The organism is Knoellia sp. B-D-2 (assembly GCF_057714695.1).
In genome coordinates, this window is sequence record NZ_CM173189.1 from 669,016 (window position 1) to 682,620 (window position 13,605).

Genomic DNA, 13,605 nt, shown 5'->3' on the forward strand with positions numbered 1-13,605 from the left:
GCGGGGCCGGGCTCGTCCCGGCATTCGCACGCCCCCCTCCCCTGCCACACCTCTCCCGACCCTGGAGGTCACATGAGCATCCGACGCATCGCTGCAGCCGGCGCCCTCGCCGCAGGACTCGTCGCGGGATCCGCGCTCGCGGCCCACGCCATCACCGGAGGCCAGCCCGACGGCGAGGGTCACCCCAACGTCGCACTCATCGCCTACTACGACGCGACCGGCCGCTTCCGCTGCACCGCGAGCCTGGTCTCCCCGACCGTCCTCGTCACCGCCGCCCACTGCACCGACGGCACCGTCGGCAAGACCGCCATCACCTTCGACACGAAGATCGCCGACGCCCCGCCGTCTCCGCTCCCGGTCGCGAAGGACGTCGCCGCCGGCTACACGTCCGCCGAGCTCAAGGCGGCGGGCTACCGCTCCGGCACGGCGCACACCCACCCGGAGTACTCGGACTTCACCGACCTCAAGAACTGGAACGACGTCGGCGTCATCGTCCTCGACGAGCCGATCACCGACATCGCCCCCGTCGAGGTCGCGCCCGAGGGCTACCTCAACCAGTTCACGCCCCGCATCCTCAACCAGACGCTCTTCACGTCGGTCGGCTACGGCACCGAGGTGCGCAAGGCGGACGGCGGCCCCCAGAAGCCCACGCCGCAGTCCTACCCCCTCCTGCGCCGTGTCACGGACGAGAAGGGCCAGAAGCTCATGCCGCAGATCCTCCAGGTCAACGGCAACGAGAACGACCCGTTCGGCGGCGGCGGCACCTGCTTCGGCGACTCCGGTGGCCCGACCTTCAAGGGTGGCTACCAGGTCACGGTGACGAGCTACGGCTACACCGCGAACTGCCGCTACCTCGGTGGCCTCCAGCGGATCGACATCCCCGTCGTCCAGGACTGGCTCGCCGAGTTCGACGTCAAGGCCGCGGCCTGACGCTCCTCCCACCCGTGAGGCCGGTTCCGCACTGCGGAGCCGGCCTCACGGCATACGACGTCGTATGCCGTGAGCACGAGTCCGCGCGAAGGCGCGCCTTGCTGGACGGGCGCCCCACGTGCGGGACAGGCTGGGGGCATGAGCCGCCAGTTGACTGACGAGGAGGTCGAGCGCCAGCTCGCCGACCTGCCCCTGTGGACCCGGAAGGGCGACGCCATCGTCGCGACGATCGAGGCGCCGGACTTCCCCGCCGCCATCTCGATCGTCACCGAGGCGGCCGAGGTCGCCGAGGAGATGAACCACCACCCCGACATCGACATCCGCTGGCGCACGACGACGTGGCTGTTGACGACGCACGACGCGGGCGGGCTGACGCAGCTGGACATCGAGCAGGCGCACCGGATCACCGAGATCGCCCGCCGACACGGAGCGACGCACGGTGGCTGACACGTCCCAGGGCATCGACGAGCACGACGAGCCGCACGACGCCTCCATCGGCACCCGGCTCAACTGGCTGCGCGCCGGGGTTCTCGGGGCCAACGACGGCATCGTGTCGACCGCCGGCCTCGTCATCGGCGTCGCGGCGGCGACGACGGACCGCACCGCGATCCTCACCGCGGGCCTTGCCGGGCTGGCGGCCGGAGCGATGAGCATGGCGGTCGGCGAGTACGTCTCGGTGAGCACGCAGCGCGACACCGAGCAGTCGCTGCTGGCCAAGGAGCGACGCGAGCTCCTCGAGGAGCCGGAGGCGGAGCTCCAGGAGCTCGCCGAGATCTACGCCGCCAAGGGCCTCGACCACGACCTGTCCCATCGGGTCGCCGTGCAGCTGACCGCGCACGACGCGCTCGGCGCCCACGCCGAGGCCGAGCTGGGGATCGACCCCGACGGCCTCACCAACCCGTGGCACGCGGCCTGGGCCTCCTGCATCGCGTTCATCCTCGGGGCGGCCCTGCCCCTGGTGGCGATCCTCATCGTCGCGGTGGGTGCCAGGGTCCCGGTGACCGTCGCCGCCGTCATCCTGGCGCTCGCGACCACCGGTTTCGTGAGCGCCCGCCTGGGGTCGGCCCCTGCCGGGCGCGCCGTGGGGCGGGTCGTGCTCGGTGGCGTGATCGCCATGGCCGTCACCTATGCGATCGGCTCCCTGGTCGGCACCCAGATCTGAGCCGCTGGCCCCTGAGCCGCGGGCCTCGGGGTCAGAGGGCTGCGCGCTCCGGGGCCAGGGCCCGCAGCGCGTCGAGCTCGGCCTCGAAGAACTCGACGAGCTGGTCGGGCACCGGCACCGAGGCCGCGTCCACCTTGAACCCGATCCGGACCGTGTCGGCGTAGCTCAGGAGGCACACCCCCAGCGTCTGGCCGCCCGACCCGGGCACCCAGCCGAGGACTCCCTTGACCTCGACACCGGCGAGGAAGCGCGGCTCCGTCGGGCCCATGACGTTGGTGGTCACCCCGATGGCCTTGCCGGCGAAGAAGTCGACGAGAGGCTTGTCGATGGCGTGGAGGTACCCGATGCCGTCGGCGACGGCCGAGGTGATGAAGACCTCGGGCGAGTGCTTGATCTGCACCATCCGCCGATGCACCTCCGCCAGTCGCTGCGCCACTGTCAGGTCGGCCGTCGGCAGGTGGAGCAGGACCAGGGCGAACCTGTTGCCCAGCTCACGCGGCAGGGGTTCGCCCGGTGGCCTGATGTTGACCGGGACCATGGTCGTCAGGTGGTCGACCGACTCGCCGAACGACGCGAGGTAGCGCGCGAGGGCTCCCGACAGCGCCGCCATGAGGACGTCGTTGACCGTGCTGCCGGTCTCCCTGCCGATCGCCTTGACGTCGGCCAGCGGCAGGGGCCGTGACCACGTCAGCAGCTTGTCGACGCCGGGCTCCCGGCTCAACAGCGTCTGCGGCAGGACTCCCAGCACGAGCTTGCGGGTGACCTGGACCCCCTTGAGCATCGTGAGAGGGACCAACGGCAGGCTCAGGGCGCCGCGCACCAGGCTGGTGGCCCGGGCCGTGACGGACCATCCGCGGTTCGCCGGCTCGAGGTCGCGCGGCTCGTCCCGGGTGTCAGGCGCGGGATCCGTCAGGGTGAGCATGACCTGGGCCAGCGCCATGCCGTCGGCCATGGCGTGGTGCAGGCGTAGGAAGAGCACGGAGCCCTCCCCGTAGCCGTCGACCAGCCAGCCCTCCCACAGCGGTCGGCTCCGGTCGAGAGGCCGGCTGACCTTCGCCTCGAGGAAGTCGCGCAGCTGCTTCTCGCCACCCGGCTTGCGCAGCCGGGCATGGTGCAGGTGGTTGGACAGTGAGAAGTCGGGATCGTCCTCCCAGCCCGGGAGCTCCCACGGGCGGGCCGGGTCCACGGGGCGCTGCCCGAACACCGGGTAGGTGTCGACCAGCCTCTCCTGCAGCGTCGCTCGCAGCTGGCTCCAGTCCAGCGGCTGCTCGGTCCACATGATCCCGTCGATGACCATGAGGTGGTTCGGCCGGTCGGTGTGCAGCCACATGGCGTCCGCGGCGCTCATCGTCCGTCGGGTCCGGGAGCTCATGACGTCACCCCGGCCGGCTGGGCGGTGGCGCGCCCCGCCCTGCTGCCGGTCCCGCCCGACGCACGCGCAGCCAGCGCGAGGGTCCGGATCCGGTCGATGTCCTCGGGGGTGAAGACGCCGTTGACGCCGGAGATGGTGGCGAGCTTCATCCCGTGCCTGAGACCCAACCGGTAGATCTCCTTGACCTTCTCCCACTCGATGTTGCGCCCGACGGTGAAGCTCTCGTAGCGCCCCTCCAGCGCGAGCACGACGGTCTCGGCGAGGCAGGCGTAGGCGACGTTCTTGGGCAGCCCGATGTCGCCCATGTGCACGTCGCCGGGGAGCTCGATCTCACCCGACTCGACGACGAGCACGTCCGGTCGGGTGGCGACGTCCTCGGCGGACAGGTCCAGCGGCCGGGCCACGTCGGTGATGACGCATCCGGGCTTCACGGCCCCGATGTCGAGGACGCGCTTGCCGGCCCCCGAAGTGGCGGTGACGATGAGGTCCATCGCGGAGATGGCGTCGTCGGGGGTGGCGGCGATGTGCACCTCGACAGTGGGGTGCTCTCGCTCGATGAGCTCCTTGAGGGCCAGCAGCTTGCCGGCCTCTGGGGAGACCAGCCACAGCCTGGCCTCCGCGACCGCGAGCAGCCGGGCGCAGACCGAACCGATCGCACCGGTGGCACCGACCACCATGGCGTTGCCCCGCAGCGCCCCGGTGTCGTCCACCTCCGCCAGGCCGAGCTGGCGCAGCGCGTCGTGGGCCGCCCACAGGGCCCCGGACGCGCTGTAGCTGTTGCCGGTCGTGACCGGGAGCGGGGCCTGCCGCGCCACCGTCACCCCGGCGTCGCCGACGACCTTGGTGAAGGCGCCGAGGCCCATGATCTGGGCGCCGAGCTTGCGAGCGGTGTCGGCAGCGGTCAGCAGGCGCCGGTAGGTGAACTCGGGGCTGTGGGCCATCATCTCTCGCGGCGTGCCACCGACCGTGATGAGCCAGCCCTCCGCCTCTGCACCGGTGGGGGACGTGATGCCGGTGACGTGGCTGTAGGTGAAGGGCGGGCTGTAGGCCGCGGCCTTCTCGACGAGGTCCATGACCGGACCGGGGGCGAAGCGGGCGATCGACCGCAGCGGTTCGACGTTCCGGAGGTACTGCTGGGACAGGGGGTGGATGACGAACGCGAAGCGGCTCTTGCGTCGTGGACCGTTGGGGTGGAGCAGCCGCGGCTCGAGTCCGGCATCGACGATCATGTCGAGCAGGTCGTCGTCGGTGAGCGGTCTGCCCCCGTGCACGCGTGCCATCATCAGCGCCTGCAGCGTCGCCGCGTTCACGATGACGTCGAACGGTTGCGGCGTCACGTCCACCACGAGGTCGACCCCGCGGTCGCCCAGGTCGGCCAGCCGCTCCTCGGAGACGGCGGACGTGATGAGGGTCTTGCCGGCGAGGTCCTCGAGACCGAATCCGGTCAGCTCCTCATAGGTCCCGACCACGACGTCGCAGTCCCTGGCGGCTCGTCGCGCCAGCGCTCGCGCGGCCAGCCGGGCGGGCGGGTCCACCTGCTCCCTGACCACGTCGGGCACCATCCGCATCGCCAGCCCCGTCGCCCCTCCGACGGCGTCGGCGGCCAGCCCCAGGATGGGGGTGCTGTGGAGCCGCCCGGGCAGGTCGAGACCGAGCAGGGGGTCGGCGAACTGGATGTTCTGCGTGTACTCGCGCAGGACGCGGGTGGTCCGGCCGTGGTTCCTGCCTCCCAGCACGACGGTGCGCGCGTTCGTGAAGTGGCCCGGCATCTCGCTGTTGACCCGCCGGACCGCCCACTCCTGCAGCACCTCGAGCAGCTCGGAGCCGTCGGTGGCGGGGACGTCCCCCGCCTCGGCCATGATCCGCCGGTGGTTGCGCAGCTGGCCGGCATACAGTCCGGCGGCTCGCGCGTCCCGTATGCCAGTGACCGCCAGGGCGCTCGACTTCGGCGCCCATTGACGCACCTGCGCGCGGGCGGCCCCGACGTCACCGGACGTTCCCCGGCGCACGATCCGGAAGCGCTGCCCGAGGAAGGTGACCCTCGTGTCATGGTCCCACTCCGGGCCCATCAGGCTGATGTTGACGACCACTGGTGCTGCTCGTGTCATGTCTCTTCCTCGTCGTCAGACCATGGCCGCGGAGTCGAGCTCGGGGTGCTCGAGCATGAAGTCCACGAGCCGGTCGGCGTAGTCCTCGAACCGGGCACACGTGACGCCGGTGCCCGCGAGGTCGGTCAGCGTGTGCGTGGTGTCGTAGGTGGTCGGTGAGGCGAAGTACTCGAGCGCCTCTGCCGGAAGACCTGCGAGCCGTTCGACCAGCGGAAGCGAGATCGCCACCCTGGTGAGCAGGAGGGGCAGCGGCACCCAGACGACGCGCCTGCCCAGTCGGTGCGCGAACCTGTCGACGAGCTGGCGTGCCGTCGGCGGTTCCGGATCGGTGAGGGCGTAGGTCCGGCCCACAGACTCCTCGATCAGCGACAGCCGGTCCATGGCCTCGATGACGAAGTCCCGTGGGACGAGGCAGAAGCGCACCCGGTCGGGGTCGGCCACCGCGGGCACGACGGCCAACAGCATCTGTCGGCGCAGGAACGTGGCGAGGAAGTAGGGCCCGTCGTACTTCTGCGTCGCGCCGGTGCGGGAGTCCCCCACGACGATCCCCGGCCGGTAGATCGTCGCGGGCAGGCCGCCCGCCATGGCCCGGCGCACGAGCAGCTCGGCCTCGAACTTCGTCGACTCGTAGTGGTTGCGGAAGGCCTGGCCGACGTCGAGATCGTCCTCGCGGAAGTCCCCCTCGTGGCGCCCACTGACGTAGCAGGTGCTGACGTGGTGGAGCCGGGTGAGGTGTGCGAGGCCTCGGCACAGCTCGAGGACACGTTCGGTGCCGTCGACGTTGACCCGGCGGGCCAGCTCCTCGCCGACCGTGAGGTCGTAGACGGCGGCGAGGTGCCACACCTCGGTGACGTCCTCGAGCGACCGCGTGTCCGAGGCGGTCAGACCCAGGCCGGGGAGCGTGATGTCGCCGACGACGAACCGGACCCGGCCGGTGACGTGGGCCTGCGTGGCCTCGATCTCCGACAGCCGCACCCGCGCGTCGCCGAGATGCTGTTCCTGCACCACGCACACGGCGTCGGTCCCGGGGCGCCCGGCCAGCAGCCGTGCCAGCAGCGCCGAGCCCAGGAACCCGGGGAACCCGGTCATCAAGAGCGCGGCCATGTGCTCCACCACCCACTTCCTCGTCGGATCCCCAGCCTGTCACCGCTGCGGGCGGGCGTCAGGGGCCGAACGTCCCGTGGAAGAGGGACCGGGGGCGAGGGTCGCGGTCAGCGGCCGTCAGCGGCATCGAAGAGCACCGGAGCCAGCTCGGACCGCATCGCGTCCTCGAGGGAGACCAGCGCACCGTCCGGACCGGTGAGCGGCAGGCGCCAGTTGGGGTACTCGTCCGCGGTGCCCGGCTGGTTGATGGCGCGGCGGTCACCGACGGCGTCAGCGAGCGAGATCGCGAGCAGCGCGCTCGGGGTGTGCCCGAGCCAGCGGTGCATCGCCTCCATGACCGACGGGACTCCCGCACCCGGCTCCAGCCACCCGCGGGCGGCGAGGGCGTCACGCACCTTCGCGATGGACTGCTCCTCGACCGCGCGCTCCTCCGCCACCGGGCGGGTGAGCAGGCCCAGCCGCTCACGGATGTCGACGTGCTCGAGGGCGAGGAAGCCCGCGGTCGGCGGCAGGTCGTGCGTCGTCACCGACGACAGGCACAGCTCGCGGTAGCTCTCCGGCGGCGTCGGGGCGCCGTCCGTGGTCTCGAACCACATGATGCTCGTTCCGAGGACGCCCCGCTCCTGGAGGTAGTCGCGGGCGTTGGCGGGCACCACCCCGAGGTCCTCGCCGATGACGACGGCGCCGGCGCGCTGCGCCTCGAGGCAGAGGATGCCGATGAGCGCCTCGTGGTCGTACGTGACGTAGGTGCCGTCGGCCGGCGTCAGGCCCTGCGGGATCCACCACAGGCGGAACAGCCCGATGACGTGGTCGACGCGCACGCCGCCGGAGTCGCGCAGGACGGTGCGCACCATGTCGCGGAACGGCGCGTAGCCGAGCTCAGCCAGGCGTTCGGGGTGCCACGGGGGCTGCGACCAGTTCTGGCCCAGCTGGTTGAACTGGTCCGGCGGGGCGCCCACGGTGACGCCGAGGGCGAGCGCGTCGCCCAGGCCCCACGAGTCCGCGCCGCGCGGGCTGACGCCCACGGCGAGGTCGTGGATGACCCCGAGCGCCATGCCCGCTGCCGTGGCCTCACGCTGCACCTCGCCGAGCTGGCGGTCGAGGAGCCACTGGAGCCACATGTGGAAGCGGACGAGGTCCTCCTGCGACCGGGCGAACTCGGCCACGGCCGGGCCGCTCGGGTCGTGGTACTCGCTCGGCCACTGCGACCACGGGAGACCGTGGCGGTCGGCGAGCGCGCACCAGGTGGCGAACGTCGCCAGCCCCTCGCCCTCGCGCTCGCGGAACCGCTCGAAGTCCCGGGCGCGCCGGCCCTCGAGGCCGACGGCGTGGACGAGCGCGAGCGCCTCCCGCTTGGCGGCCCAGGCGGCGTCCCGGTCGATGGTGTCGGAGGTGTTGAGCGCCCGCGCCTCGGTGGCGAGCTCCTCCATCCGGGTGCGCGCGGCGGCGTCGAGGCGCACGACCTCGGGGATGTCCTCGACGCGCAGGTAGATCGGGTTGACGAAGCGCCGCGTCGACGGGAGGTAGGGCGAGGCCTCCATCGGGGCGACCGGCTCGGCGGCGTGGAGCGGGTTGACGAGGACGAACTCGGCCCCCAGCTCGGTGGCGGCCCACGAGGCGAGGTCGCCGAGGTCGCCGAGGTCGCCGATCCCCCAGGACCCGGCCGAGCGGACCTGGTAGATCTGGGTCATCAGCCCGGTGACCCCGCCGTGGCGCAGCGTCTCGGGCAGCTCGAGTCGGGCGGGCGTGACGACCAGGGTCGACACCTCCGTGCCGGCCGCCACGGGGTCCGCGTCGAGGTGGGCGACGAGGCGGTGCCACCCGGTCGGCAGGTCACCGGGCAGCTCGAAGGTCGCCTCGCCGACCTCGCGACCGTCGATGACGCGCGGGTGCACCCACCGCTCCACCTGGGGCACGTCGCGGGCGCCGCCGTCCTCGAGCTCGACCGTCAGTCGGACCGACGAGCCGTGGGGAACGTGCGCGTGGATCCACGGGGTCCACGCCTCACGGCACACGACAGTCGCGGGCAGGGTGCGCCGCCACTCACGGTCCGCCGCGTCCGCGAGCGAGGCCGACACCGCGTCCGGGGTCCCGGCGTCCACGCCCAGCGCGCCGAGGACGGCACGCAGGGTCTCCTCGGTGATGACGGTGTGGGCGCCCTTCCAGTCGTGGAAGTCGGTGGCCACCCCGTGGGCGCGCGCGAGCTCGAGGAGTGCGGGGGACGGGGCGACCGGAGGCATTGCCCCATCCTGCCGGTCGGCGGGCGGGAACGCGCACAGGGCGCCGCCGCGACTGCGGCGACGCCCTGTGGTGCTGGGCCGGAACGGCTCAGGGGCTGGCCGTGGTCTCGTGCGGACCCAGGTTGAGCTTCTCGACGCGGGGGTCACCCTCGTCGGCGAAGTAGTCGCCCTTGATCGTCTCGTCGACGCCCTTCGAAACCTTGGCCGCGTTGAGGGCGAGGCTGAGGACACCGGAGATGACGAGGTTGATGACGAACGCCGTCATCGCGATGTAGCCCATCTGCGCGATCCCCGGGATGTTGGCGATGGAGCCACCGAAGTGGGCTCCCGTCACCGGGTTGACGACGTTGTACGCCGACCACGTCCCGTAGACCATCCCCACGGCCCAGCCGGCGAGCAGGGCCCACCGGTGGAACCAGCGGGTGTAGAGCCCGAAGACGATCGTGGGGAAGGTCTGCAGGATCCAGATCCCCCCGAGGAGCTGGAAGTTGATCGCGTTCTGCTTGTCGAGCAGCAGGACGAAGATCAGCGCGAAGCCCTTGACGACCAGCGACACGAGCTTGGAGACCTTCGCCTCCTCCTTCGGCGTCGCGTTCGGCTTGATCCACTCCTTGTAGATGTTGCGGGTGAACGTGTTCGCCGCGGCGATCGACATGATCGCCGCCGGGACGAGCGCACCGATGGCGATGGCCGCGAAGGCGACGCCGGCGAACCAGCTCGGGAACATGTCCTCGAACAGCTGCGGGATGACGAGCTGCGCGTTCGGCTTCCCGTCGAGGCCGATCGGCTTGGTCCCGGCCGCGATCGCCACCCACCCGAGCAGGGCCAGGAGGCCGAGGACGAAGGAGTAGGCCGGCAGGATCGCCGCGTTGCGCCGGATGACGTTGCGACTGCTCGCCGACAGGCTCGCCGTGATCGAGTGCGGGTACATGAACAGCGCGAGCGCCGAGCCGAGGCCCAGCGTGGCGTAGGCCCACATCTGCTGGCTCCCCGGGATGAACGCGCCGTTCGGCTTGCCCGTCGCGGGGTTGGTCGCCGCCATCTTCTCCTCGGCGGCGCCGAACACCGCCTCCCAGCCGCCCACCTTGGACGGCAGGTAGATGATCGCCACGATGATGACGAGGTAGATGAGGGTGTCCTTGACGAACGCGATCATGGCCGGGGCGCGCAGCCCGCTGCTGTAGGTGTAGGCCGCGAGCAGGGCGAACGCGATGAAGAGCGGCGCGTCCTTGGCGAGCCAGTTGTCGCCACCACCCACGCCGGCGACCTCGAGGACCGCCTGGATCCCGACGAGCTGCAGGGCGATGTAGGGCATGGTCGCGAGGAAGCCGGTGACCGCGACGGCGAGCGAGAGCTCCCGGCTGCCGTAGCGACCCTTGACGAAGTCGGCCGGAGTGACGTAGCCGTGGCGGTGACTCACCGACCACAGGCGGGCCATGAAGACGAAGATGATCGGGTAGAGCACGATCGTGTACGGCACGGCGAAGAAGCCCGACACCGATCCGAGCGCGAACATCGCCGCCGGGACGGCGACGAACGTGTATGCCGTGTAGAGGTCACCTCCGAGGAGGAACCACGTGACCCACGTGCCGAACGACCGTCCACCCAGGCCCCACTCGTCGAGCGACTCCATGCTCGACGGGCGGCGCCAGCGCGTCGCGAGGAAGCCCATGACCGTGACACCGAGGAACAGGACGATGAGGATCGTCAGGGCCACGACGTTGACGCCACCGCTGTTCGCGGTGGGCAGTGCTGCGCTGAGCTGGCTCATCGGACGTCCTCCGGTCCGTCGAAGGGCTGGCCGTCGTGCAGGTCGGCGTCGGTGCTGTCACCGATCGCCGCGCCCCGCTGGTGGCGGCTGCGGCGTCCGTGCTTCTTCGGCTGGCGCTGGGCGTCGCCCATCGCGCGGTGCGGGCGGGCCTTGAGCACCAGCCGGTACGCCGCGTAGGTCATCGCGGAGCAGAGGAAGACCCAGAGGAACTGGTACCAGATGAAGAACGGGAAGCCCCAGAGCTTCGGCTCGACCTTGCTGTAGGAGCTCACCCACATGAGCGCGACGATCGGGGCGAGCAGGAGCACGCCGGCTGCGGCGAGCAGCCCCTTGTTGGCCGGTGGGACCGTGTCGTGGTCGATCGACTCGTGTTCGTCCACGAGATACCTCTCTCATCGGGGAGCGGGCGCCGTTGCGCGCACCGGGGAGAAACCTAAGCGGTGCACGTGTCCTGCGCCACACCAACAGGACGGTCTCTTCTTCACCTGGGCTCCGCCGGGCTCGGCCAAGCCCGGGGTCAGCGGCTAGAACGCCGCGCGCCAGGCTGCCGCGGTCTCCGGGTCGTGGTACCGGGTGAACCCACAGCCCCAGGCAATGGGCGCACTCAGCGGTGCGCCGCCCCACCTCGGCTCACCACTGACGAGCAGGCGTGAACCCACGTCGTAGCCGCGCCCCTGGACGTCGGCGGAGCCCTCCGTCGCCCCCTGCAGGTCCACGGTGACGGTGTCCGCCCGCCCGCCGGAGAACCACTCGCGCACGGCGAAGGTGACTCCCGGCAGCCGGAGGTCGGCGCTCCCGCCGCGGTCGGACACGGAGGGGCCGACCTTCGTCACGACGCCGTCGAAGGCGAAGGAACGACCGGTCAGGGTCTGCGTCGAGTAGCCCTCGACGCAGGAGGTGGCGGCGCCGTCCGGCAGGGCCCCGGTGCGGCTCGCCGTCGGGTTCGGTGGGAGCTCCGACCCGCTGTCGATGTCGGCGCCCACCCCTTCCCCACACGCCCCCAGGCCCAGGGCCAGGGTCAGCCCGAGGCTGACGGTGGCGGAACGACGCGGCATCGACGACCTCCCTCAGCGGCGGGTCCCATTATCGCTCCTCCCCCACGCTCTGCCGGTCCTCACGAACGCGGCGTATGTCACGCGTTCGTGAGGACCGGGAGGTGGGGAGGGCTCAGACGTTGAAGCGGAACGTTGACGCCGAAGATTGGACGTTGGTGGTGGCGATTGGTCAACTGCGGAAATGCCCGTTGACCTGCATAAACGACTGTTGACTAGGCGCTGCCAAAGTTGGTCGCTCACGGCCAGATCCGAGCGTTCTGCGGACTTTTTGCGGACTAGGTTCGTCGCCCTAGAACGACACGCTGACAAGCCAACGCCTCGCACGGAGCCACCGTCATCGTAGGGCCGACCAAGGTGGGGCAGCCGACGCTACGTCGAACCACGCATTCGCGCGTCACGGTCCCCGCGCCAAGTCGCTCATACGCGGCGCCACGCTGCCGGCCGGCTGTGCGCGAGTGACTCTGACCTACCGGCCTGGCGCGGACCTACCGTGCTCGCTATTCATCGGAGGCGGCAGTCGGCGAGCCTTCACCTGCGGCTCGCCGGGGAGAGTCGGGTCGTGATGTCCACTGATGAACCCAGCGTTTGTGGACGCAGTCAGGGCATGCGAGACCGCGCTGGAAGCGGCCGATACCGCACCGTCGAGCTCGGCTCGGATCCAGTCAGGGGGCTGCACGGGCCGGCCCAGCGCAATGTCCCTGGGGCTGATCCAAGGAACCGCGGGACTCTCGTGTTGAAGGCCTTTCCTCGCCTCCAGCCTGTTGATGAGCTGCTGCAAGCCGATTGCCTGTAGTGGTAGGTCCGGCTCGGCCAAGGATGAGCCCAACTGATTGAGCACGCCGACGGCGGCTGGTAGAGCTTCAAGCACGTCGCGTGCGGTGACCTCTAGATCGGTACGCCGGGCGATGACGGATGGTGAGGCCACGGATGACCCGTCCAGGATGAGCTCGGTGTGCGCGAGTACGACCTCTGAACCAGACGCGGACAATCGCTCATCGAGAGGGCCCGCGCCGCGGAAAGCCAAGTCCCGGAACAAGTCATGCACGTACCCGATGCGTTCCTCGACCTCAACGAGACGAGGTGCCACATCGCCCTGGAAACCTCCGTGATCCACTGCCCCGTTGTGTGCAGCTACACCGAGGAGGACCCGTCCCATCGCCATGATGGCCCCTTGGACGCGCAGGACCTCCGAGCGATCTGCCGCGGTCGGGGTGCCTGCGAGGACACGCCTTGCCTCGATCTCCCAGGCGGCGAGGCTCTCCCGAAGCCGAGAAGCCTCGGGCACCTCCCTCCACTCCCCCGCCATCGCCTTTGGGAAGGTCCGGCGGACCTCGTCTCCCGCCAGCTGCTCCAAGGCGTCTGCAATCTTCATGACGGCACCCGGCGTACTCGCCTCTCGTTCGCGCCATGCCGGACGGCGCCGAGAGCCAGCGTCCTGCGCTAGCGCGGCGTGCCGCGCAGCAAGGCCCATTGCGTGAGCCGAGACCCAAAGGGTGTGAATGACGCGCGCTCTCGCTGCAGCCCCATCGAGAAGGACGTCCTCTGGCGGCACGGGCTGGGCCCGGTGGTGCGCCATGACAAGCTCTCGGGCTCGAATCATGTTGCCCGACAATGTCATGAGCTCTCCATCAGCTTCAGCCGAGGCGAGCCATTGGTGTTTCTGACGAAGGCTTTCAAGTCGATCCGTAACTGCTCGGAGGCGCCCCAGACAGGGATCTCTAGCGATGGAGGGCAGGACAGTTCCTGGCCCAGCCCCTCGACGTGGAAGCACGCTGACGAGGTCCTCGGCCGCCTGCAGGAGCCCGGACCAAGCCGCGGCCAACGCTGCTGCATCAAGCTGTTCCGGATCCATGAGCATTCGCC

Annotated in this window: 11 protein-coding genes; 3 read left to right on the plus strand and 8 right to left on the minus strand. The window is 70.6% G+C overall.

Annotated features, from left to right (window positions below):
* Positions 1-72 precede the first annotated feature (72 nt).
* The 3 genes from AC3EU2_RS03165 (at position 73) to AC3EU2_RS03175 (ending at position 2,092) form a co-directional block, all read left to right on the plus strand.
* Positions 73-930, plus strand: coding sequence for a trypsin-like serine protease (locus AC3EU2_RS03165; RefSeq protein ID WP_488178291.1), 858 nt, complete (start codon positions 73-75; stop codon positions 928-930).
* Between the two features lie 138 nt (positions 931-1,068).
* On the plus strand, positions 1,069-1,377 hold the full coding sequence (locus AC3EU2_RS03170) for a 4a-hydroxytetrahydrobiopterin dehydratase (protein ID WP_488178292.1): 309 nt from the start codon (positions 1,069-1,071) through the stop codon (positions 1,375-1,377).
* Positions 1,370-2,092, plus strand: a complete 723-nt coding sequence (locus AC3EU2_RS03175; RefSeq protein WP_488178293.1) for a VIT1/CCC1 transporter family protein — start codon at positions 1,370-1,372, stop codon at positions 2,090-2,092. Before AC3EU2_RS03170 ends, AC3EU2_RS03175 begins: the two co-directional genes overlap by 8 nt.
* Positions 2,093-2,123: 31 nt before the next feature.
* Here the strand turns inward: AC3EU2_RS03175 and AC3EU2_RS03180 are convergent, their stop codons facing one another.
* The 8 genes from AC3EU2_RS03180 to AC3EU2_RS03215 all read right to left on the minus strand — a co-directional run bounded on the left by AC3EU2_RS03180 (position 2,124) and on the right by AC3EU2_RS03215 (position 13,114).
* Positions 2,124-3,464, minus strand: coding sequence for a wax ester/triacylglycerol synthase family O-acyltransferase (locus tag AC3EU2_RS03180; protein WP_488178294.1), 1,341 nt, complete (start codon positions 3,462-3,464; stop codon positions 2,124-2,126).
* Positions 3,461-5,572, minus strand: coding sequence for a dehydrogenase (locus AC3EU2_RS03185; RefSeq protein WP_488178295.1), 2,112 nt, complete (start codon positions 5,570-5,572; stop codon positions 3,461-3,463). The genes AC3EU2_RS03180 and AC3EU2_RS03185 overlap by 4 nt, the downstream gene beginning before the upstream one ends.
* A 15-nt stretch (positions 5,573-5,587) precedes the next feature.
* Positions 5,588-6,676 (minus strand): SDR family oxidoreductase, encoded by a 1,089-nt coding sequence (locus AC3EU2_RS03190; RefSeq protein WP_488178297.1) that lies wholly within the window; start codon positions 6,674-6,676, stop codon positions 5,588-5,590.
* A gap of 107 nt (positions 6,677-6,783) precedes the next feature.
* Entirely contained in the window at positions 6,784-8,916 is a 2,133-nt protein-coding gene (malQ, locus tag AC3EU2_RS03195; RefSeq protein WP_488178298.1) for a 4-alpha-glucanotransferase, read from the minus strand.
* An 88-nt stretch (positions 8,917-9,004) separates the two neighbouring features.
* The gene (gene mctP / locus AC3EU2_RS03200) at positions 9,005-10,687 is read right to left on the minus strand and encodes a monocarboxylate uptake permease MctP (protein ID WP_488178299.1); all 1,683 of its coding nucleotides are present in this window, start codon (positions 10,685-10,687) and stop codon (positions 9,005-9,007) included.
* Positions 10,684-11,067, minus strand: coding sequence for a DUF3311 domain-containing protein (locus AC3EU2_RS03205; RefSeq protein WP_488178300.1), 384 nt, complete (start codon positions 11,065-11,067; stop codon positions 10,684-10,686). Before AC3EU2_RS03205 ends, mctP begins: the two co-directional genes overlap by 4 nt.
* Positions 11,068-11,211: 144 nt before the next feature.
* A complete protein-coding gene (locus tag AC3EU2_RS03210) occupies positions 11,212-11,742 on the minus strand; it encodes a hypothetical protein (RefSeq protein WP_488178301.1) in 531 nt (176 codons plus the stop codon).
* 466 nt (positions 11,743-12,208) lie between these two features.
* Positions 12,209-13,114 (minus strand): hypothetical protein, encoded by a 906-nt coding sequence (locus AC3EU2_RS03215; RefSeq protein WP_488178302.1) that lies wholly within the window; start codon positions 13,112-13,114, stop codon positions 12,209-12,211.
* Positions 13,115-13,605 lie beyond the last annotated feature (491 nt).

Excerpts from the sequence above, each read along its gene's own strand:
- AC3EU2_RS03190 (WP_488178297.1), bottom strand. The coding sequence starts at position 6,676 with ATGGCCGCGCTCTTGATGACCGGGTTCCCCGGGTTCCTGGGCTCGGCG.
- malQ (WP_488178298.1), bottom strand. The coding sequence starts at position 8,916 with ATGCCTCCGGTCGCCCCGTCCCCCGCACTCCTCGAGCTCGCGCGCGCC.
- AC3EU2_RS03215 (WP_488178302.1), bottom strand. The coding sequence starts at position 13,114 with ATGAAGATTGCAGACGCCTTGGAGCAGCTGGCGGGAGACGAGGTCCGC.
- AC3EU2_RS03170 (WP_488178292.1), top strand. The coding sequence starts at position 1,069 with ATGAGCCGCCAGTTGACTGACGAGGAGGTCGAGCGCCAGCTCGCCGAC.
- AC3EU2_RS03185 (WP_488178295.1), bottom strand. The coding sequence starts at position 5,572 with ATGACACGAGCAGCACCAGTGGTCGTCAACATCAGCCTGATGGGCCCG.
- AC3EU2_RS03165 (WP_488178291.1), top strand. The coding sequence starts at position 73 with ATGAGCATCCGACGCATCGCTGCAGCCGGCGCCCTCGCCGCAGGACTC.
- mctP (WP_488178299.1), bottom strand. The coding sequence starts at position 10,687 with ATGAGCCAGCTCAGCGCAGCACTGCCCACCGCGAACAGCGGTGGCGTC.
- AC3EU2_RS03180 (WP_488178294.1), bottom strand. The coding sequence starts at position 3,464 with ATGAGCTCCCGGACCCGACGGACGATGAGCGCCGCGGACGCCATGTGG.
- AC3EU2_RS03210 (WP_488178301.1), bottom strand. The coding sequence starts at position 11,742 with ATGCCGCGTCGTTCCGCCACCGTCAGCCTCGGGCTGACCCTGGCCCTG.